The organism is Streptococcus sp. 714 (genome assembly GCF_013277115.1).
In the GTDB taxonomy this organism is placed as follows: domain Bacteria; phylum Bacillota; class Bacilli; order Lactobacillales; family Streptococcaceae; genus Streptococcus.
In genome coordinates this window covers 241,134-261,881 of the sequence record NZ_VMMH01000003.1, presented here as the reverse complement: position 1 = coordinate 261,881, position 20,748 = coordinate 241,134, and the positions used below count along the sequence as shown (strand labels likewise).

The window sequence follows — 20,748 nt, the reverse complement described above, 5'->3', positions numbered from 1 at the left end:
ACTCTTCGAAAATCTCTTCACATCACGTTAGCTTCCATCGGCAACCTCAAAACTAGTGTTTTGAGCAACCTGTAGCTAGCTTCCCAGTTTGCTCTTTCATTTTCATTGAGTATAAACTAATGTCAAGAAAAAGTCATTCTCTCTGACCATCTCTTTGAAGCCTTACAAGACATCTAGGGACCTGCATTTTTGCCTCTTCAAAAAAAGCCCCATACTATCTGGAGTTCAGGAATTCCTGTTACAGATAGTATAGAGCTCAAACAGCAGTTACACGACCGTGACTGCCTTTCTATTCTTGCATGGCATAACCAACACCACGCACGGTTTTAATGTAGCTTTTTTGACCTTTTACATCAAGCTTGCTACGTAGATAACGGATATAGACATCCACGATATTGGTTTCGGTCGCACTTTCATACTTCCAGACACTTTCCAACAACTGCTCACGAGTCAGAACTTTCTTGCTTCCCATTAGAGTAGCCAAAAGGTCATACTCACGACGAGTCAGAGCAATCATCTCCTCGCCACGATAAACGGTATGATGTTCTACATCCATACGCAGATTGCGGTAAGAAGTTGGAACCTTCATCTGACTACAGTGTTGGTCGATAAAGTCCCGACCTCGGAAAATCGCTGAAATACGAGCTACCAGATTCTCAATAATAACTGGCTTATAGATGTAAGAAACGGCAAAGCGTTGGATTGCCTCAAGCTGATCTTGCAATTCTTCACGATGGTCCAAGACCATGATCACTGAAGCTGGCTTAGTCCGACTCAGCTTATCTGCAAAATCCTGAGCTGTCATATCCCCCAGTTGAGCATTCAATAAAATCAAGTCATAGTCTGTCTGAAGAGCCATGGAGAGGGCTTTTTGCCCCTCCTCAACCTGATCAACTCGGTATTGCTCTTTTTGGAGTTCCAAACTTAAAAAGTGAGCTAGATTTCGTTCTTTCTCAAGTAATAAAATCCGTTTCCCCATGGCAGACCTACTTATTTTTCGTCATACCAAGAGTAGTGGAATGTTCCTTCTTTGTCTTTACGTTGGTAAGTGTGGGCACCAAAGTAGTCACGTTGCGCTTGGATTAAGTTAGCTGGAAGGTCAGCTGAACGGTAGCTATCAAAGTAAGTAATAGCTGCTGAGAATGTTGGCACTGGTACACCAGCTTGAACAGCAAGAGCTACGATATCACGTACTGCTTGTTGGTACTTAGCAGTAACATCCAAGAAGTACTCATCCAAAAGAAGGTTAGCAAGATCTGCATCACGGTTGTAAGCATCTGTAATCTTTTGCAAGAAACGAGAACGGATGATACAGCCATCACGCCAGATAGATGCGATGTCTGCAAATGGCAAGTTCCAGTTGTTTTCTTTAGAAGCTACACGCAATTGAGCAAAACCTTGTGCGTATGAAATGATTTTTGAGAAGTAAAGAGCTTGACGGATTTTTTCAATCAACTCAGCCTTGTCTCCTTCAAATTGGAAGGCAGCTGGTTTTGGAAGAACCTTGCTAGCATGTACACGTTCTTCTTTGTAAGTTGAAATGTAACGTGCAAATACTGACTCAGTGATGAGTGACAATGGCACACCAAGGTCAAGTGATGATTGGCTAGTCCATTTACCAGTTCCCTTGTTACCTGCGGCATCAAGAATGTAGTCTACGATTGGTCCATCTTGACCTTCATCGTCTTTACGGCTCAAGATATCAGCTGTGATTTCGATCAAGTAGCTGTCCAATTCACCCTTGTTCCACTCAGTAAAGATTTCAGCCATATCTTCTGCAGAAAGGCCTAGCAAGTGTTGCATCAAGTCATAGCTTTCTGCGATCAATTGCATATCACCATACTCGATACCGTTGTGAACCATTTTCACATAGTGACCAGCTCCATCAGGACCGATGTAAGTCACACATGGTTTGCCATCTTCTGGTGCTTTAGCTGAGATTTCTTCAAGAACATCCGCAACCAATTCGTAGGCTTCTTTTTGTCCACCAGGCATGATAGAAGGACCCTCAAGGGCACCTTTTTCACCACCAGAAACCCCAGTACCGATAAAGTTGATACCTGAGTTTGCCAATTCTTCGTTACGACGGATGGTATCTTTGTAGAAAGTATTTCCTCCGTCAATCAAGATATCACCTTTATCAAGGTGTGGAAGAAGGGCTTGAATTGTAGCATCTGTACCAGGTCCAGCTTGAACCATCAGCATGATACGACGAGGTTTTTCGATTGAGTTTACAAAACTTTCAACGTCATAGCTTGGTACAAAGTTCTTTTCAGGATGGCAAGCAATCACATCTTCAGTTTTTTCTTTACTACGGTTGTAGATAGCAACTGTGTAACCACGAGATTCAATATTAAGGGCAAGGTTACGACCCATTACGGCCATACCTACGACACCAAAGTTAGCTTTTGTCATTTGACACTCCTCTTGTTTAATTTGTTTTATTTTATCATTTTTACTTTTGAAAAGAAAGAATTTTGTAACGACTGCTTAGTAGTCCAAGTCATCCGCATGTCCAGAACCATTTCCAACAAAGTAACCTGTCTTACAGTTAAGGGTAAAGAGATAGGTTCCGTCTGGCTTGTAGAGGTTGTAGTAACCATTGCCATTAACGATATTGACACGTTCAAGGATGTATTGGTTACCAGTGATATAACCACGTGAACGTGAAGTCGCTAGAATTTGTTCCAAGACACCATCAGCAAAATCCCAGGCAGAGTTGTTACTGTCATCCACAGCCGATTGATTGAACGGCACACGGCTTGAAGCTCTTTGTAGGTTAACTCCAGAACTTGATAGACCGCCATGGCTATCATCCCGCGCAGAAACTGAACTATTTGTTGAGGCGCTTGAAGACGGACTAGTGTTACTTGTAGTACTCTCTGTAGAAGAATTTGCACTTGCTTGACTAGAACTGCTGGTTTGACTTGAGCTAGAAGTGCTTGTCTTTTGACTCTTACCAAGGCTGATAGCCTTATCTAACACTTTGTCAATCTCCGTATTCCCTGTTTTAATATCTGTAAATTTAGCATCCGATTTGGCTTTGGCATTGGTATCCAGAACACCATCCACAATAGCTGGTTTTTCAAATTGTGCATTGACTTCTTGGATGGCCTTGATTTGCGTTTCTAAGCTGTCATATTTCGATTTAGCAAGCGTATATTCGCGACTACCTTCTAGCTTATCAAGTAAAGTCTTCAGTTGACTCAGTTTATCAAACTGGCTATTCTTCAAAGTTGTTTTATTGCTATCTGTATAGAAGGCATCGTATAAATTATTAAATCCTTCCGCTTCTGCCTGCGAGTTTGTGGTTGATTGAGAAGTTTGGATTTCCTTGGTCGAACGAGCCACTTGACTATAAACATAATAACCAGTTCCAATAACAAGAATCCCTACCGCAGCTAACAAGCCATAAAGAATCTGTTTCTTAACGCTTTTCCCATCTTCACTATCCACCATTGGATACTCTGTTTCGACTGCCTCCTCAGTGTCAAATTCCTCATCAAAAGGAGTTTCTGTCACTTGTGTAGATTCTAAGTCATCAAACTGGATGAAATCATTCTCTACTATCGTAGGCTCAACAGCTGTCTCTTCCCGAATCTCTTGGATAAGATCATCCAAACTCTGCGTTTCGACTAATTCCTCCTTTTTGTATTGGCGAGTCGCAAACTTATCCGCCTCAATTTCATCTTTGTGTTGCTTGACATACTTATCTAAAATGGAGTCCTCAGGCAAGACCCCTGCTTCTACTTCTTCATTTTTACGAATAGCTTGACCAACTGTTAACTCTTTTGCTTCATCAAAATCAAATCGCGGTTCTTGTCCTTCATTTTTATGACGATCCCGTCTCTTCTTAGTCATGAGTTTACCTTCCTACTTTACTTCTTGGCGTTTGACACGCTGCCCAAAATATTGATACAGGTCCACTTTCAGGGTTCCGTTATACAGTTTACGCTTCTTGTCCGCTTGGCTACCATACTTGCTTTCAAAGGCTTCATCACTAGTTAGGATAAACTTGCTCCAAGTTTTCAGCGGTGCAAATACTTGCCCCATCTCAGCATAAAGCTTGGTCACCCCTGCATCATCTGATAAACGTTCACCATAAGGCGGATTGGAGATAATCACACCGTTGATTTTATCAGAACGCAAATCCTGCACGCGCATCTGCTTAAAGGTAATATCTCCTGCAACACCAGCTGCCTGAGCATTAGCCTTAGCAATCTCCACCATGCGAGCATCAATATCACATCCCATAATATCCAGTTCCAATTCACGATCCACCTTTTGGGCCGCTTCTGTGCGCACTTCTTGGATCAAACGATCACTGACCCAGTTCCATTCCTCAAAGGCAAAGGAGCGACGAAGTCCTGGAGCCATCTTTCGAGCAATCATAACAGCCTCAATACAGAAGGTCCCCGAACCACAGGTCGGATCAATCAAAGGCTTGTCTGGGAACCAGTTAGAAAGTTGCAAAATGGCTGCCGCCATATTTTCCTTGATAGGAGCGCCACCTTTTTCCGTACGATAACCACGTTTAAAGAGGCTAGATCCTGTCGTATCAATCATGACAGTTGCCACATCCTTTAGAATAGAAACCTCAATCTTAAACTCTGGGCCATTCTCCATCAGAGGAACACCTTCTGGACGGGCATAGTGTTTCTGCAATTTCTTAACAACAGCTTTCTTAGAAATAGCCTGAACACTCGGTTCATTATGTAGTTTAGATTTAACACATTTGGCTTTTGAAATCGGGAATCGAGCTCCAAGTGGTAAATAATTTTCCCAATCTAAGGCGAATACTCCTTGGAACAGCTCTTCAAAAGTCTTGGCAGGAAAGGTTCCTACGATAATTTTGATACGATCTGCTGCTCGAAGCCAAAGGTTAGTTTCGATAATAGCTCTCACGTCTCCTTGAAAACGAACACGTCCATTTTCAACTTGGCAGTCATAACCCAACTCTCGCACTTCTCTTCCCACTACAGCTTCCAGACCAGCTGCCACAGTTGCAATTAAATTAAATTCTTTTTTCATGTTACAGTCTTGCAAGACCTTTCTATTGTACACTTTAAAAAATGAGGTTGAGAAAATTTTCTCAGCCTCAACCTATATGCAATTTTCTATAAGCCATGTTTTGTTCCAGAAGTGACTAGGACCACTTCCTTCGATAATCATCTGTCTACCACTAGCAGCTCTAGCTGATAGCAGTCAGAGTACTACGTTCGTTTCCGTGCACTCCATGCCCCGACCAAAATTTGGGTTGCTAGCTTGAGGGGTTTACCGCGTTCCACTCTCTCCGTTTCCAGAAAGACTCCGTCACTGTGGCACTTTCAAGCCTACTCTGACCTATCCAAAGACTTAGCCATTTCAACTGCCGTAACGATTTCTCGTTCCTAGGCTTATGGTTTCGCCTAGCACAAACACTACAGGCATCACAGCCTGTGCTAGCATGGACTTTCCTCATGAAAAGCAACTCTCCTCACGCGATTATCCAAAAATTGCACTTTTTAAATAAGCTCTTAAAATCCTGAGTTATCTAAAATTTGTTTACCAAACACTTCTTTTTCAAGACGATTCAAACGTTTTAAAATATCAAAGTTCGTCATAGAACTTGTTGTTGCCGCTTCAAGAGGTTCTGTTTGAACTGGTGAAGGTTTTGGTTTACGAGCTAATTCTTCCTTCAAATCCGCAATTTCCTGACGAAGTGACTTGACCAAGGTAGCATAGGTTTCATAGTCCTTGATGACATCGTCCAAAAACTCATCAACTTCTACCTTACTATACCCACGGACTTCACGTCCAAACTCTTGTTCAAAAATATCTTTCGCCGAAAAAATAATACCTGCCATGTCTCTCTCCATTCTCAGTTGCTAGTATTATTATATAAAAAAAGACAAACAAAAATCAAGGTCAAAGCTTCAATTTTCGGAAAAATTTTCTGCAAGTTCATTTAGCTGATCAAATGTTAGTCTCTTTATAAAATAGTCTTCCTGCTCTTTCATCATTTGGTAAATATAAGCTAGTCTCGTTTCATTTTCCTCATCATAAAAAAGATAAGAACTATTCGTATTTTCCAGTAAAAACTGCTGGTAATCTCTTAACTGCCCCTTGTGTTCATAACGAGGATAGGCATATTTGACAAAGTCTACCTGCTTAAAGCGGCTCAGTTTCATCTGATTACCTTCATTCCAATTTTCCCCATGTGTTTCAAAAGCAAAAATGGTGGCCAAGTGGAAACCGTATTCGGTCTTCATTTCCTGAGCAACCTCTAAAACCCAATATTCAAAGCCCAAAGTTCCGGTAAATACAAGCCAAGTCACCCCATCTTCTGCCATAGCTTCTAAATCCCTACGTATCGCTTTTTTAATCAATTTAAGACGAGGATCCTTGTCCGAAAACAAACCCAAATCAAAAGCAGAATATCCTAAAACCAAAGCTGTAGTCATTTTTAACCCTTTCTGTGTAAAATTATGGTATAATAGAGTGATGTTATTGTACCAATAAGGAGAATTATGGTCAACTATCCTCATAAAATTTCATCACAAAAAAGACAAACATCGCTTTCTCAACCCCAAAATTTCGCAAATCGAGGAATGTCTTTTGAAAAGATGATTAATGCTACCAACGACTACTATTTGTCTCAGAGCTTGGCTGTTATACACAAGAAACCAACCCCTATTCAAATCGTACGAGTGGACTATCCACAACGAAGTCGTGCCAAGATTGTTGAAGCCTATTTTCGACAAGCTTCAACGACAGACTATTCTGGCGTTTATAAGGGATATTACATCGACTTTGAAGCCAAGGAAACAAAACAAAAACGTGCGATTCCGATGAAAAATTTCCATCCACATCAGATTCAGCATATGGAACAAGTCCTTGCCCAACAAGGAATCTGCTTTGTCCTTCTTCACTTTTCTTCTCAGCAAGAAACCTACTTATTACCGGCATATGATTTGATTCGCTTCTATCATCAAGATAAGGGGCAAAAATCAATGCCACTTGGATACATACGAGAATACGGTTACCAGATAAAACTAGGGGCATTTCCACAAATTCCCTATCTCGATGTCATCAAAGAACATTTACTAGGTGGTAAACAAGATGAATAAATACATTCTTATGCGAATATTAAAGTATACTGGAATCTTTTTCCTAACTCTCTTTATCGCATTATTTCTATTGGGTGGGGGTGTTTTCCTCTATTTTGTAAGTAAAGCTCCAGCACTATCAGATAGTAAATTAGTTGCAACAACTTCGAGCAAGATTTACGACAATAATAACGAACTCATTGCCGATCTGGGCTCTGAACGCCGAGTAAACGCTCAGGCCAACGAAATTCCTACTGATTTAGTCAAAGCCATCGTGTCTATCGAGGACCATCGCTTCTTTGACCACAGAGGGGTAGATACGATTCGGATCATGGGGGCCTTCTTACGTAACTTACAAAGTAACTCTTTACAGGGAGGATCAACCCTAACCCAGCAGTTGATTAAGTTGACCTATTTCTCAACATCAACTTCGGATCAAAATATCTCCCGAAAAGCACAAGAGGCATGGTTAGCTGTCCAATTGGAACAAAAAGCTACCAAACAAGAAATCCTTACCTACTACATCAATAAGGTCTATATGTCAAATGGTAACTATGGTATGCAGACAGCAGCCCAAAATTACTACGGAAAAGACTTAAAAGACCTCTCTCTACCTCAATTAGCTTTGCTAGCAGGTATGCCACAGGCACCCAACCAATACGATCCTTACTCTCATCCAGATGCAGCGTTGGACCGTCGTAATTTGGTTCTTTCAGAAATGAGAGGACAAGATTACATTAGTGCTGAACAATATGAAAAAGCTATCAACACACCTATCACTGATGGTTTACAAAGTCTTAAGTCAGCTGCTACTTATCCAGCGTATATGGATAACTATCTAAAAGAGGTTATTGAACAAGTAGAGCACGAAACGGGATATAATCTTCTTACTACTGGAATGGAAGTCTACACCAATGTAGACAAGGACATTCAACAACGACTTTGGGATATTTACAATACAGATGAATATGTCTCTTATCCAGATGATGACCTTCAAGTAGCCTCAACTATCGTAGATACTTCCAATGGTAAAGTCATCGCCCAACTTGGAGCTCGTCACCAAGCAAGCAATGTTTCATTCGGTACTAACCAAGCTGTGGAAACCAACCGTGACTGGGGATCAACCATGAAGCCAATCACTGATTATGCCCCAGCCTTAGAATACGGTGTATATGATTCAACTGCAACTACTGTCCACGATATTCCTTATAACTATCCTGGAACAAGTACCCCTGTCTACAACTGGGATCGAGCATATTTTGGTAACATTACTCTGCAATATGCCCTTCAACAATCTCGTAACGTACCTGCTGTTGAAACACTAAACAAGGTTGGTTTAGATAGAGCTAAAAACTTCCTAAATGGTTTAGGAATCGACTATCCTGTAATGCACTATTCAAATGCTATTTCAAGTAATACAACTGAATCTGGTAAACAGTACGGTGCAAGCAGTGAGAAAATGGCTGCGGCTTACGCTGCATTCGCTAATGGCGGTATCTACCACAAACCAATGTACATCAATAAAATCGTCTTTAGTGATGGTAGCGAAAAAGAATTCTCTGACGCTGGCACAAGAGCTATGAAAGAGTCTACTGCCTATATGATGACAGAAATGATGAAAACAGTCTTAACATCTGGAACAGGTTACAATGCCTACCTTCCTGGAATCCCTCAAGCAGGGAAAACAGGGACTTCCAACTATACAGATGAAGAAATCGAAAATCATATCAAGATGAATCAACTTGTAGCACCAGATGAAATGTTTGTAGGTTATACTCGTAAGTATTCAATGGCCGTTTGGACAGGTTATACCAACCGTCTCACTCCTATTGTAGGTGATGGCCTCACAGTTGCTGCTAGAGTCTATCGTAGCATGATGAGCTACCTTGCTCAAAATAACCATCCTGGAGATTGGACAATGCCTGAGGGACTATATAGAAACGGGCAGTTCGTATTCCTAAACGGAGCAAGAAATACATGGAGTACTCCTGATACACAACAAACACAATCAGAGGTAGAGAATCCCTCTACAACAACTGAAAGTTCAACTACCCAAGTAACACCTACTCCTGGTCAACAATCAAATAATCCTGCTCCAACAAATCCAAATCAGGGACAACCTGGCCAACAAATCCAACAGCAACCACAGCCCCCCCAAGTTCAACAACAACCACAACAGTAAACGAAAATCCTGAGAACTAGAAATTCTCAGGATTTTTATATAGTAGATTGAAATAAAATGTGAACAAATTGATTAGGAAAGTCAAACTCTACTCTTCGAAAATCTCTTCAAACCACGTCAGCTTCACCTTGCTATATATATGTGAGTGACTTCGTCAGTCTTATCTACAACCTCAAAACAGTTTTTTGAGCAGTCTGCGGCTAGCATCCTAGTTTACTCTTTGATTTTCATTGAGTATAATTTCTAACAATGTTCTAGAAACAATGGTGTAGTATTGTAGACTCAATAGGCTGTATTATTCTAGATTCAACTCCCTCTACTAGAAAGACATATAAAGGAGTCGGCTACAAACCAACTCCTTTACCTTTATTTCACATGTTTTGCAAGTTCTTCTTGCGCTTTTTTATTAGATTCTTCTTTTTCTTTCATCCATTTATCTTGGGCTTTTTGGTATTCCTCTACAGTGACTGCCTTGTCTTGAAGTTCAAGGTATTTGTAGCGGAGCGGATCGCTTGTCCCCTTGTTACCTGCGAAAGCGAAAGGTAAAGTAAATGGTACCATCTTAGACAAGATTGGACGACCAGTTTTAGAAGTTGTTGGGATGACTAGGGCACTATCTGTCAACCAAGCTTGAGCTTCGGCATACTTGTTATAACGTTTTGTCACATCTGTAGTTTCTTCCCCTGCTTCATTGACCATTTTATCATAATCATTGAGACCAACCTTCTTAGCCGCCTCATTGTCTTTTCCTGAATCAAATCCTAGGTAAGTTCTCGTATTTTCTCCTACAGAAGGCTTGATGATGTCAAGATAAGTTGATGGATCTGAGAAATCTGGTCCCCATCCAACGTTATCAGAAATATCCCAATCCTCACCAGCAGCAGTTTGTGCAAATAAAGTTACATTAAGCACTTCATCTTTTTGTAATTGTTGGATATCAATAATGACATTATCAGTTCCTAAAGTCGCTTCCAAGGATTGTTTCATAGATTGGACGCGCTGAACTTTTGTAGTTGCTGTTTGGTCAACAGGCATATCGAGGTGAATTGGGAAGGTCACGCCTTCTGCCTGTAAAGCTGACTTGGCTTTGGCAAATTCTGCCTTGGCTTTTTCTGGATTGTAAAGACCATCTTGTGCATCAGCAAGATTAACATCCTTCCATTCATCCCCGTAAGTCACCAATTTTTCTTTGACCATATCGCCAAAGTTTTTACCATCTGCTTGAACAAATGTTGGTGGAACAAAGATATTACGTAAGATTTTGCTTGCTCCAGTTTGTCCATTCAGCTGAGAGGCATAGGCTGTACGATCAAATCCAAAGGCAATAGCCTGACGAAAATCCTTGTTTAAGAGAGCCTTTTTAGTAGATGTCTTTTGTTCTTCACTAGTCTTAGAAGTATATTTATAGGACTGACGGTCAATGTTTGTTCCTACTACATAAGTCGTAGAGTCCTGTTGCGTATAGACAATATTGTCCTTCATCTCTTTCTCAAGCTCTGCGAAACTTGCACTTGTTGGATAGAGACGAGCTGCTGAAAGGCTACCGTCTTTAAAGTTTTCTGCAGGTTTACTAGTATCTTGACCGTCCCAGAATGACAATTTAACTTTGTCAATATGGACATTGTCCTTATCCCAGTAGTTCGGATTCTTCGCAAATTCAACAGCAGATTTGGTTACAATAGATTTCAACAAATAAGGACCATTGTACAAGATACTGCTTGGATCTGTTGCTTTGGCAAAATCATCCCCTTTTGAGTTCAAAAACTCTTCATTAACTGGTGCCAAGACACCCATTGTTGTTTTAGAATTCCAAAAACTTTCAGGTTTGTTCAATGTGTATTGAACTGTTTGATCATCAAGTGCTTTAATCCCAACTTGAGAGAAATCTTTATTTTCCCCTTTAGCGTAGGCATCCAAACCTTTAATCGAATCCTGTACCAAGTAAAGGGCTTCAGATTTCTTATCTGCCGCATATTTAAGACCTGTTACAAAATCTTGAGCCTTAACAGGAGCATACTCTTCTCCCTCAGATGTGTACCACTTGGCATTCTGACGAATCTTATAAGTATAAGTCAAGCCATCCTTAGAAACTGACCAGTCCTCTGCCATTGAGGGAATAAGGTTCCCGTATTTATCGTTTTCCAACAATCCATCAATCACATTACTAGTAATGTCAGCAGTTGCTGCCTTACCAGTTGTTAAATAGTTAAGATTATCTGGGTCGGTCTCGTAGGTAAAGGCGAAGGTCTGCTCACCTTTAGCACCAGAACCACCAGAACAAGCCGCTAAAACACCCGCTGCTAATAAAGTGACTCCCGCAAGAGCCAATACTTTTCCTGTTTTCATAGTCTTCTCCTTTATTTTTCTATCCATTATAGACCCTTTTTCATGTTCTGTCAATAGAATTTTCTGAATTTTAGAAAATTATTTTTTAAACAACAACTTTGCAAAAATATGAATAATATCAAAAAATCCCTCAACTACATTACATAGTCAAGGAATTTTTTATACTATTTCTAAATAATAACTGGGAGCTAGTTTTACTTGTTTAATCTAACTCATTTCTCACACACTGTAAGGCTGCTCCAATTACTTGGTGCATATCGTAATAACGATAGTGTCCTAAACGGCCACCAAAGATAACATTGCCTTGCTCATCAGCCAATTTTTTATATGATTTATATAAATGATTATTACGATCATTATTAACTGGATAATAAGGCTCATCACCTTTTTCCCATGTTTTAGAATATTCTTTAGTAATGATAGTCTTTGCTTGATTTCCAAACTCAAAATGTTTGTGTTCAATAATGCGAGTATATGGGGTATCAGCATCTGTATAGTTCACAACTGCATTTCCTTGGTAATTCTCCATATCCAAGGTCTCGCTTTCAAAACGAAGACTACGGTACTCTAGTTCTCCCAACTTATAGTCGAAAAATTCATCAATCATACCCGTAAAAACAATCTTAGGAAAATCTTTCAGATATTGCTCTTTATTCGCGAAGAAATCAACATTTGTTTCTACATCAATGCTTTCATGATCCAACATTTTTTCAACTATTTGAGTATATCCACCAATCGGAATCCCTTGATAGGTATCGTTAAAATAGTTGTTATCGTAGGTCAGGCGTACTGGCAAACGGCGAATGATGAAGGCTGGAAGTTCCGTAGTTGGCTTGCCCCACTGTTTCTCTGTATAGTCTTTGATTAATTTTTCGTAGATGTCTGTACCTACAAGAGAGATCGCCTGTTCTTCCAAATTTTCAGGAGTTTTGCCATTTAAAACAGCACGTTGCTCATCAATCTTCGCTTGTGCTTCTGCTGGCGTTACAACTCCCCAGAGTTTATTGAAAGTATTCATATTAAAAGGAAGGTTATAAATCTCTCCCTTATAGTTTGCAACAGGAGAATTTGTGTAACGGTTAAACTCTGCAAACTGATTTACATAATCCCAAATCTCCTTATCAGAAGTATGGAAGATATGAGCACCATACTGATGAACTTGAATTCCTTCCTCTTCACGAGTATAGATATTACCCGCGATATGATTTCGTTTTTCAATGACTTTTACTTTTTTTCCTTTTAAGGCTACTTCATGGGCAAAGACTGCACCAAAGAGACCAGCACCAACAACAAGATAATCGTACATCTTATGCTCCTTTGAAGTTTATTATCTGCCTCTTTTATTAGACTAGAAAATCATTCCACTACTTATCTCACTTCTTGTTTGTAAAATTCTTTCAAGGCATCTTGCCAAGTTGGAATGACAAATCCAGTAGCTTTAGCTTTAGTCAGGCTCATCGTTGAGTTTAGCGGACGTTTAGCTTTTGCTGGAAATTGACTGGAATCTACTGGCTTGATTTCCACATCTGTATCTTTCAAAATTTCAACTGCAAAATCATACCAAGTTGTGTCTTCTGTAGCATCATTTGACAAATGATAATAACCAAATTCCTTGCGGTTTTCAGCTAGGTAGGTCATGAATTCAGCCAAGGTACGAGTCCAAGTCGGACGACCGTGCTGGTCATTTACAACTGTTAAAGTCTTATGATTTTTCGCAAGATTTTGCATGGTAAAAACGAAGTTTTTGCCATAATTTCCAAATACCCAGGCAGTACGGATAATATAGAAATTAGATACATGCTTCTCAACTAACTCTTCTCCCATACGCTTAGTGCGTCCATATTCTGTCTGTGGATCTGGTCGGTCATCAACTTCCCACTCTTGTCCAACTGGTTTCTTACCGTCAAAGACATAGTCAGTAGAAATATAAACTAAAGTCGCACCATGCTTTTCAGATGCTTTTGCGACATTTTCTGTCCCCGTCACATTGATGGCAAAATCCAATTCTTTCCCTTCATCCTCTGCTGCATCAACAGCGGTGTAGGCTGCACAGTGATAGACTAAAGTTGGTTTCACCTCTTCAAAAACCTTCTCAACCATTTCTGCATTAGTAATGTCCATCTCAGCCACATCTACTGCCACATATTCTTCATTACGTTCATCCAATAAATAACGAAGTTCAGTTCCTAATTGGCCTTTTGCTCCTGTAATTAAAATCATCTATAGCCCTTTCTAATATGTAACTCTTTCCAATATAGCAATAAAAAGCAGTTATTTCCTGCTTTTTATAATGTAATAATCTCCTGAGTCTTAGCATAATTGGCTTCAACAGCTTCTTTCTCTGCTTTCCACCATTCTTGATTATCTGCATACCACTTGATTGTTTCCTTGAGTCCAGCTTCAAAGTTAGTAAATTCTGGTCTCCAACCTAATTCATCACGGAGTTTGCTTGCATCAATCGCATAACGAAGGTCATGTCCTGCACGGTCAGTCACATGATCATAGGCATCCGCAGGTTGTCCCATTTCCTTAAGGATAAGTTCCAAAACTTCCTTGTTGTTCTTCTCGCCATCAGCCCCAATCAAGTAGGTTTCACCGATTTGACCTTTTGTTAAGATTGTCCAAACACCTGAAGAATGGTCATTGGTATGAATCCAATCACGAACGTTCTTTCCTTCACCATACAGTTTTGGCTTAATTCCACTTAGGATGTTGGTAATCTGACGTGGGATAAATTTTTCGATGTGTTGATAAGGACCATAGTTATTTGAACAGTTAGAAATCGTTGCTTTGACTCCAAAAGAACGCACCCAGGATTTGACAATCAAGTCTGAGGCAGCCTTGGTTGATGAGTACGGAGAACTTGGATTGTATTTTGTTTCAGCAGTAAATTTCTCACCTGGACCTTCACCATGACCTGGTAAATCCTCACGTAGAGGGAGATCCCCATAAACTTCATCTGTCGATACATGGTGGAAACGAATATCGTATTTACGTGCAGCTTCCAAAAGAGTATAGGTTCCGATAAAGTTAGTATGAATAAATGGCGATGGATCATTGAGTGAATTATCATTGTGACTCTCAGCAGCATAGTGAACGATAGCATCTGCTTGAGCTGCCAACTTGTCTACCAACTCTGCATCCGCAATGTCCCCAACAACTAACTCAACACGATCACCTAAAATTTCCTCAATATTAGCGCGGTTCCCAGCATAAGTCAATTTGTCTAATACTGTCACATGAACATCTGGAAAATTCTTGTAAACATAGTGGACAAAGTTGGAACCGATAAAACCAGCTCCACCTGTCACGATAATTTTTTTGTATTCAGTCATATTCTTTCCTTTTTACAAATCTTCTTTTTTCAAAGGTTTTACATCCTTAAGTAGTGGATGATTTTTATCTGCATCTGAAACCTCTGCTTCTGCAAGATTTTCCCATTCAATGCCAAGGCTTGGATCAGCATAGTTTACAAAGGCATACTTGGGTTTGAGTTCAAGAGCCCAGTAGTCATTGACCAAATAACTATAAGAAACTGTATCTGATAGGACTTGGAAACCATTGGCCACACCTCTAGGAACAAAGATTCCCTTACTTGCATCAATTACTGTCTGATAGGTATTTCCGAAAGTTTCGCCCTCGCGTAGATCGACCCAAGAACCCAGAACTTTCCCACCATCTGCTACAGAGATGTACTTATCCCAAGGTTCTGCGTGGAGGCCACGGAGAACATTTTTACGTGAGAAGGATACATTGTTTTGCAATTTTCCTTCTGCAAAGAAAGACTCTGGAAATCCAAGTGGGAGCATTTTTTCCTTTTGGAAATTTTCTTTAAACCAGCCACGATTATCACCATGAACAGGGATATCAAACTCCAACATACCTGGAATTGCATCAACCTTGCGTGCTGCAAGCATCTTTCCGAAAAAATTATCTGTCATCTATGCTTCTCCAATCAAACGGAGCAGATACTGCCCGTATTCATTTTTCTTAAGTGGTTGAGCTAAGGCCAATACATCTTCTCGACTGATATAGCCCATGCGATAAGCAATTTCTTCCAAGTTTGCTACCTGAACATTTTGCATCCGTTGGACTGTTTCGATGTACTGTGAAGCCTCTAGTAAACTTTCATGAGTGCCAGTATCCAACCAAGCAAAGCCACGTCCCATAACCTCAACCGATAAATCTCCACGATCTAGGTAAGCCTTGTTGACATCTGTAATTTCCAATTCACCACGCGGGCTTGGTTTTATATTTTTGGCAATCTCTACTACATCATTATCGTAGAAATAGAGGCCTGTAACTGCATAATTTGAACGAGGATGTTCTGGCTTTTCTTCGATAGAAATGGCGTTCATGTCTTTGTCAAACTCAACAACACCAAAGCGTTCTGGATCCTTCACGTGATAGCCAAAGACAGTCGCTCCTGAATCCTTGCTTGCTGCCTTTTGTAGCATTTTAGAAAGGCCAGGCCCATGATAGATATTGTCGCCTAAGATCAGAGCAACGCTATCATCACCAATAAATTCTTCACCAATAATAAAGGCTTGTGCCAAACCATCTGGACTTGGTTGCTCTGCATAAGACAATTGAATCCCAAACTCAGAGCCATCTTGAAGAAGCTCTTTGAATCGATGCAAATCCTGTGGAGTGGAAATAATCAAAATATCCCTAATCCCAGCCAACATCAATGTTGAAAGTGGGTAGTAAATCATCGGTTTATCATAAACCGGCATAAGTTGTTTTGATGCAGCGCGAGTCAAAGGATATAAACGTGTCCCCGAACCACCTGCTAGAATAATACCTTTCATAGTAGGGTACCTTTCTTTATTGTTTTAGATTCAATTCCTATTAATTGTATACTGCTCTAAAATCAAAATAATCGTCACAGTTTTTCAAATTATTATCTAAAAACACAGACAAACTCTTCTTTATCTATAAAAATTCACTTATTTCATATTATATTTAGCATAAAATGAAATAAGCGAATTCTACTTTGTTTGCATACAATTAAAAATCAATTCCTAAGGATGTTTCAAATAACTGTGTAAGAGGCATAATTTCACCATTTCTTAGTTTTTCAATGCTAAATTACATAGTAATCAGAGATCCATTAAAAATCTCTAACTTCCTCATCGTAAAAAAATGACAATGAGATACTTATTGATTTCAATTAATTAACAGAATACGAACTAGACAAGTGAGTGCGCCTCCTTAACAAACACTTCCAAGCGTTTACTTTCCTCATTCAATCGTCGTAATCTACGACTTACATCATCAGATAAGTTATACTCACCATTTAAAATAGATAAAATATGTTGTTTTTCTTCTTCAGTCTTCTCTTCAATAAGTACATCTTTAAAAATTACTGCCATTATTATCACCTCACTGCAATTGTTAAAGTGTTGTTACTTTATTCTATCAAACATAAGGCGCAAAAACAAGCCATAATCCGATAGAATGGCAATCCCCTCTACTGTCAAAGAAGCCATTTCTATCGAATTCGTTCAATTTTATTCCTGTTCTATTAAGAATTGATTATTTTATTAAAAATATACAATTCAGCTTTTCCGCCAAACTATTTTATCCACTATCCCTGTATAGCTCTGTATTATCTTAACAACTTTAGTAGAGACATTTTCCTCAACATAGTCTGGTACAGGTAAGCCAAAATCCTCATCTTCTGCCAAGCTAACAGCAGTTTCAACTGCTTGAAGAAGAGAATTTTCATCAATACCTGCCAAAATAAATCCTGCCTTATCTAGGGACTCAGGGCGTTCTGTACTTGTACGAATACATACAGCTGGGAATGGATAGCCTTGACTAGTAAAGAAACTACTTTCTTCTGGTAAAGTTCCTGAATCAGATACTACAACAAATGCATTCATCTGTAAACAATTATAGTCATGGAATCCTAGTGGCTCATGCTGAATCACACGTTTATCTAGTTCAAAACCACTCTCTTGTAACCTTTTCTTTGATCTAGGATGGCAAGAATATAAGATTGGCATATTATACTTTTCAGCTAATTTATTAATTGCTGTGAAGAGAGAGAGAAAATTTTTATCTGTATCAATATTTTCCTCACGGTGAGCTGAAAGTAGGATATATCCTCCTTTTTTCAATCCCAAACGTTCATGGATATCTGAAGACTCAATGGCAGATAAATTTTTATGTAACACTTCTGCCATAGGAGAACCAGTTACATATGTGCGCTCTTTAGGTAAACCACACTCATGCAGATACTTACGAGCATGTTCAGAGTATGCTAAGTTAACGTCTGAAATAATATCAACAATCCGACGATTAGTCTCTTCCGGTAGACACTCATCCTTACAGCGATTGCCAGCCTCCATATGAAAAATTGGAATATGTAAACGCTTGGCAGCAATAGCTGATAAACAAGAATTTGTATCCCCTAAAATCAATAAAGCATCTGGTTTAATTTGATTCATCAATTTGTATGAAGTATTAATAATATTCCCTACAGTAGCACCAAGATCATCTCCAACAGCATCCATGTATACATCTGGAGTATCTAAACCTAAATCATCAAAGAAAATGCCATTTAAATTGTAATCATAGTTTTGTCCAGTATGTGCCAAAATAACATCAAAATACTTTCGACATTTAGTGATAACACTACTTAGACGTATAATCTCTGGACGTGTTCCCACAATAATCAATAACTTAAGTTTGCCATTATCTTTAAAGTGAATATCACTATAATCTGTCTTAATTTTCATTTATTTCTCCACTTGTTCAAAAAAAGTATCTGGATGGCTAGGATCAAATGACTCATTAGCCCACATGACAGTAACTAAATTTTCTGTATCAGAAAGATTAATAATATTATGTGCATAGCCCGGTATCATATGTATCGCCTCAATCTTATCGCCCGACACTTCAAAGTTCAGAATAGGATATTCTTGTCCGTTTTCATCCAGCCCTATCCTACGCTCTTGTATTAAAGCACGACCAGAAACAACCATGAAAAATTCCCACTTAGAATGATGCCAATGTTGGCCTTTGGTAATGCCAGGTTTAGAAATATTAACAGAAAATTGACCCGCATTTTCTGTTTTTAATAGTTCCGTGAAACTACCTCGTTCATCTATATTCATTTTTAGAGGGAACTTAAACTTATCTACTGGTAAATAAGATAGGTAGGTAGAATACAATTTCTTTTCAAAAGATCCTTGAGGAATTTCAGGCATAACTAAACTATCAGGCTGTTTTTTAAATGTTTCTAATAGAGCTACAATCTCTCCTAGGGTTGCACGATGAGTCGTTGGTACATAACAGTAGTTTCCTGATGGGCTAGGTAAGATTTGTAATCCATCTAGATTACAACGATGAGGATTTCCTTCCAATGCAGTTAGACACTCTTGTATCAAATCATCAATATACAGCAACTCCAATTCTACACTTGGATCATTTACTTGAATAGGTAAATCGTGAGCCAGATTATGACAGAAAGTTGCTACAGCAGAATTATAGTTAGGGCGACACCACTTCCCATAAAGATTTGGGAAACGGTAAACTAAGACAGGTGATCCCGTTTTCTTTCCATATTCGAAGAAAAGTTCTTCCCCTGCTAGCTTAGATTGTCCATATACAGAGTTCGAAAATCGGCCTTCTAAGCTAGCTTGAGTAGAACTCGAGAGTAGAACAGGACAAGTATTTTCATACTTTTCTAAAATTTCTAATAATCTACTTGAAAAACCGTAATTTCCCTCCATAAATTCATCAGGATTCTGTGGACGATTGACGCCAGCTAAATGGAATACAAAATCGGCCTTCTTACAATATTCATCTAATAAAATCGGATCCGTATCACGATCATACTGAAAAATCTCTCCAATCTCTAAATTAGGACGAGTTCTATCTCGTCCATCTTTCAAAGCTTCCAGAGTACAGATAAGATTTTTTCCTACAAATCCTTTCGCTCCTGTAATTAAAATATTTTTAATCATGCCCCCTCCTTGTTTTATATGCTATTTTAATAGTCAACTTTCTCGACAATACATGATACATTATATATCCTTGATAATTTTAATGTATCTTAAAAGATTTTACATATCTTCATCTGCTACCATATCACGAATTGCTGTCTGTATTTCATCTAATTCTAGCAACTTTCTTTTAACTTGCTCTACATCCATCAAATCAGTATTATTACTATTGAATTCTGTCAACAAATTTCTATTCGTACTACCATCTTTGAAATACTTATCATAGTTAAGATTACGATTATCACTAGGAACTCTATAAAAATCACCCAAATCAATTGCATTTGCACACTCTTCATTAGTTAGTAGTGTTTCATACATCTTTTCTCCGTGTCTAATACCTATAATCTTAATATCTTGTTTTGAGACAAAAATTTCTGATACAGCCTTAGCCAAAACTTCAATCGTACATGCTGGTGCTTTCTGAACTAGTATATCTCCAGATTTTCCTTCTTTAAATGCAAATAAAACTAAATCTACTGCTTCTTCCAATGTCATGACAAAACGTGTCATGCTAGGTTCAGTAATTGTAAGATCATTTCCTTGCTTAATCTGCTCAATCCAAAGAGGAACTACAGATCCACGGCTACACAAAACATTCCCATAACGAGTAACACATATCTTTGTATGCTCAGGATTTACCGTCCGTGACTTAGCAACAGCAATCTTTTCCATCATAGCCTTGGATGTTCCCATAGCATTAACAGGATACGCCGCCTTATCTGTAGAAAGACAAATAACTTGCTTTACACCCGCTTCAATAGCTGCAGTAAGGACATTCTCAGTTCCCAAAATGTTAGTTTTTACTGCTTCTACAGGGAAAAATTCACAAGAAGGTACCTGTTTCAGAGCAGCAGCATGAAAAACATAATCCACACCATGCATAGCATTTTTTACCGAAGCTAAGTCACGCACATCTCCGAGGTAAAAGCGGATTTTCCCAGCCACTTCTGGTACTTTTACCTGAAACTCATGACGCATATCATCTTGTTTCTTTTCATCTCGCGAAAAGATACGAATCTCTGAGATATCTGTTTCTAAAAAACGCTTGAGAACTGCATTCCCAAATGAACCTGTCCCTCCTGTAATTAGAAGAGTTTTTCCTGTAAATTGTGACATA

At 39.0% G+C, this 20,748-nt stretch carries 18 protein-coding genes and 1 other RNA gene; 2 read left to right on the top strand and 17 right to left on the bottom strand.

The window, feature by feature from the left end; all coding sequences use genetic code 11:
* Window positions 1-289 precede the first annotated feature (289 nt).
* From HT718_RS01700 to HT718_RS01670, 7 genes are all read right to left on the bottom strand, one after another.
* A complete protein-coding gene (locus tag HT718_RS01700; RefSeq protein ID WP_061088388.1) occupies window positions 290-979 on the bottom strand; it encodes a response regulator transcription factor in 690 nt (229 codons plus the stop codon).
* A gap of 11 nt (window positions 980-990) precedes the next feature.
* Window positions 991-2,415: an NADP-dependent phosphogluconate dehydrogenase gene (gene gndA / locus HT718_RS01695; RefSeq protein WP_125411082.1), complete on the bottom strand. Its 1,425-nt coding sequence runs from the start codon at window positions 2,413-2,415 to the stop codon at window positions 991-993.
* Between the two features lie 75 nt (window positions 2,416-2,490).
* On the bottom strand, window positions 2,491-3,861 hold the full coding sequence (locus HT718_RS01690; RefSeq protein WP_173266839.1) for a cell division site-positioning protein MapZ family protein: 1,371 nt from the start codon (window positions 3,859-3,861) through the stop codon (window positions 2,491-2,493).
* Between the two features lie 12 nt (window positions 3,862-3,873).
* Window positions 3,874-5,031, bottom strand: a complete 1,158-nt coding sequence (locus HT718_RS01685) for a class I SAM-dependent RNA methyltransferase (protein ID WP_173266837.1) — start codon at window positions 5,029-5,031, stop codon at window positions 3,874-3,876.
* Between the two features lie 84 nt (window positions 5,032-5,115).
* An RNA gene (gene rnpB, locus HT718_RS01680) (RNase P RNA component class B) lies at window positions 5,116-5,496 on the bottom strand.
* A gap of 20 nt (window positions 5,497-5,516) precedes the next feature.
* Entirely contained in the window at window positions 5,517-5,846 is a 330-nt protein-coding gene (gpsB, locus tag HT718_RS01675) for a cell division regulator GpsB (RefSeq protein ID WP_000907309.1), read from the bottom strand.
* Between the two features lie 69 nt (window positions 5,847-5,915).
* Window positions 5,916-6,443 (bottom strand): DUF1273 domain-containing protein, encoded by a 528-nt coding sequence (locus tag HT718_RS01670; RefSeq protein WP_033680686.1) that lies wholly within the window; start codon window positions 6,441-6,443, stop codon window positions 5,916-5,918.
* A 66-nt stretch (window positions 6,444-6,509) separates the two neighbouring features.
* Between HT718_RS01670 and recU the strand changes: the two genes are divergently transcribed.
* Window positions 6,510-7,109 carry a Holliday junction resolvase RecU gene (recU, locus tag HT718_RS01665; protein ID WP_173266835.1) on the top strand — a complete coding sequence of 200 codons (600 nt, stop codon included), beginning with the start codon at window positions 6,510-6,512 and terminating at the stop codon, window positions 7,107-7,109.
* Window positions 7,102-9,270 (top strand): penicillin-binding protein PBP1A, encoded by a 2,169-nt coding sequence (gene pbp1a, locus HT718_RS01660; RefSeq protein ID WP_153226752.1) that lies wholly within the window; start codon window positions 7,102-7,104, stop codon window positions 9,268-9,270. Before recU ends, pbp1a begins: the two co-directional genes overlap by 8 nt.
* 366 nt (window positions 9,271-9,636) lie before the next feature.
* On the opposite strand, the gene HT718_RS01655 is transcribed toward pbp1a, so the two are convergent.
* From HT718_RS01655 to cps4J, 10 genes are all read right to left on the bottom strand, one after another.
* Window positions 9,637-11,616, bottom strand: coding sequence for a peptide ABC transporter substrate-binding protein (locus HT718_RS01655; RefSeq protein ID WP_173266833.1), 1,980 nt, complete (start codon window positions 11,614-11,616; stop codon window positions 9,637-9,639).
* 202 nt (window positions 11,617-11,818) lie between these two features.
* Window positions 11,819-12,922, bottom strand: a complete 1,104-nt coding sequence (glf, locus tag HT718_RS01650; protein WP_173266830.1) for a UDP-galactopyranose mutase — start codon at window positions 12,920-12,922, stop codon at window positions 11,819-11,821.
* 62 nt (window positions 12,923-12,984) lie between these two features.
* Complete coding sequence (gene rfbD / locus HT718_RS01645; protein ID WP_125451052.1) at window positions 12,985-13,836, bottom strand: dTDP-4-dehydrorhamnose reductase; 852 nt, start codon at window positions 13,834-13,836, stop codon at window positions 12,985-12,987.
* 65 nt (window positions 13,837-13,901) lie between these two features.
* Window positions 13,902-14,951: a dTDP-glucose 4,6-dehydratase gene (gene rfbB, locus HT718_RS01640; RefSeq protein WP_173266828.1), complete on the bottom strand. Its 1,050-nt coding sequence runs from the start codon at window positions 14,949-14,951 to the stop codon at window positions 13,902-13,904.
* 12 nt (window positions 14,952-14,963) lie between these two features.
* A complete protein-coding gene (locus HT718_RS01635; protein WP_173266826.1) occupies window positions 14,964-15,557 on the bottom strand; it encodes a dTDP-4-dehydrorhamnose 3,5-epimerase family protein in 594 nt (197 codons plus the stop codon).
* Complete coding sequence (gene rfbA / locus HT718_RS01630) at window positions 15,558-16,427, bottom strand: glucose-1-phosphate thymidylyltransferase RfbA (RefSeq protein ID WP_000676134.1); 870 nt, start codon at window positions 16,425-16,427, stop codon at window positions 15,558-15,560.
* A gap of 381 nt (window positions 16,428-16,808) precedes the next feature.
* Window positions 16,809-16,991, bottom strand: a complete 183-nt coding sequence (locus HT718_RS01625; RefSeq protein WP_173266823.1) for a hypothetical protein — start codon at window positions 16,989-16,991, stop codon at window positions 16,809-16,811.
* Window positions 16,992-17,177: 186 nt separating this feature from the next.
* Window positions 17,178-18,362 (bottom strand): capsular polysaccharide biosynthesis protein Cps4L, encoded by a 1,185-nt coding sequence (gene cps4L / locus HT718_RS01620; RefSeq protein ID WP_173266821.1) that lies wholly within the window; start codon window positions 18,360-18,362, stop codon window positions 17,178-17,180.
* Complete coding sequence (gene cps4K / locus HT718_RS01615; protein ID WP_173266819.1) at window positions 18,363-19,592, bottom strand: capsular polysaccharide biosynthesis protein Cps4K; 1,230 nt, start codon at window positions 19,590-19,592, stop codon at window positions 18,363-18,365.
* 99 nt (window positions 19,593-19,691) lie between these two features.
* Window positions 19,692-20,747 carry a capsular polysaccharide biosynthesis protein Cps4J gene (gene cps4J, locus HT718_RS01610; protein WP_000077423.1) on the bottom strand — a complete coding sequence of 352 codons (1,056 nt, stop codon included), beginning with the start codon at window positions 20,745-20,747 and terminating at the stop codon, window positions 19,692-19,694.
* Window position 20,748: the final 1 nt, after the last annotated feature.

Coding starts and splice junctions, on each gene's coding strand:
- HT718_RS01700 (WP_061088388.1), bottom strand. CDS start 979: ATGGGGAAACGGATTTTATTACTTGAGAAAGAACGAAATCTAGCTCAC.
- gndA (WP_125411082.1), bottom strand. CDS start 2,415: ATGACAAAAGCTAACTTTGGTGTCGTAGGTATGGCCGTAATGGGTCGT.
- HT718_RS01690 (WP_173266839.1), bottom strand. CDS start 3,861: ATGACTAAGAAGAGACGGGATCGTCATAAAAATGAAGGACAAGAACCG.
- HT718_RS01685 (WP_173266837.1), bottom strand. CDS start 5,031: ATGAAAAAAGAATTTAATTTAATTGCAACTGTGGCAGCTGGTCTGGAA.
- gpsB (WP_000907309.1), bottom strand. CDS start 5,846: ATGGCAGGTATTATTTTTTCGGCGAAAGATATTTTTGAACAAGAGTTT.
- HT718_RS01670 (WP_033680686.1), bottom strand. CDS start 6,443: ATGACTACAGCTTTGGTTTTAGGATATTCTGCTTTTGATTTGGGTTTG.
- recU (WP_173266835.1), top strand. CDS start 6,510: ATGGTCAACTATCCTCATAAAATTTCATCACAAAAAAGACAAACATCG.
- pbp1a (WP_153226752.1), top strand. CDS start 7,102: ATGAATAAATACATTCTTATGCGAATATTAAAGTATACTGGAATCTTT.
- HT718_RS01655 (WP_173266833.1), bottom strand. CDS start 11,616: ATGAAAACAGGAAAAGTATTGGCTCTTGCGGGAGTCACTTTATTAGCA.
- glf (WP_173266830.1), bottom strand. CDS start 12,922: ATGTACGATTATCTTGTTGTTGGTGCTGGTCTCTTTGGTGCAGTCTTT.
- rfbD (WP_125451052.1), bottom strand. CDS start 13,836: ATGATTTTAATTACAGGAGCAAAAGGCCAATTAGGAACTGAACTTCGT.
- rfbB (WP_173266828.1), bottom strand. CDS start 14,951: ATGACTGAATACAAAAAAATTATCGTGACAGGTGGAGCTGGTTTTATC.
- HT718_RS01635 (WP_173266826.1), bottom strand. CDS start 15,557: ATGACAGATAATTTTTTCGGAAAGATGCTTGCAGCACGCAAGGTTGAT.
- rfbA (WP_000676134.1), bottom strand. CDS start 16,427: ATGAAAGGTATTATTCTAGCAGGTGGTTCGGGGACACGTTTATATCCT.
- HT718_RS01625 (WP_173266823.1), bottom strand. CDS start 16,991: ATGGCAGTAATTTTTAAAGATGTACTTATTGAAGAGAAGACTGAAGAA.
- cps4L (WP_173266821.1), bottom strand. CDS start 18,362: ATGAAAATTAAGACAGATTATAGTGATATTCACTTTAAAGATAATGGC.
- cps4K (WP_173266819.1), bottom strand. CDS start 19,592: ATGATTAAAAATATTTTAATTACAGGAGCGAAAGGATTTGTAGGAAAA.
- cps4J (WP_000077423.1), bottom strand. CDS start 20,747: ATGTCACAATTTACAGGAAAAACTCTTCTAATTACAGGAGGGACAGGT.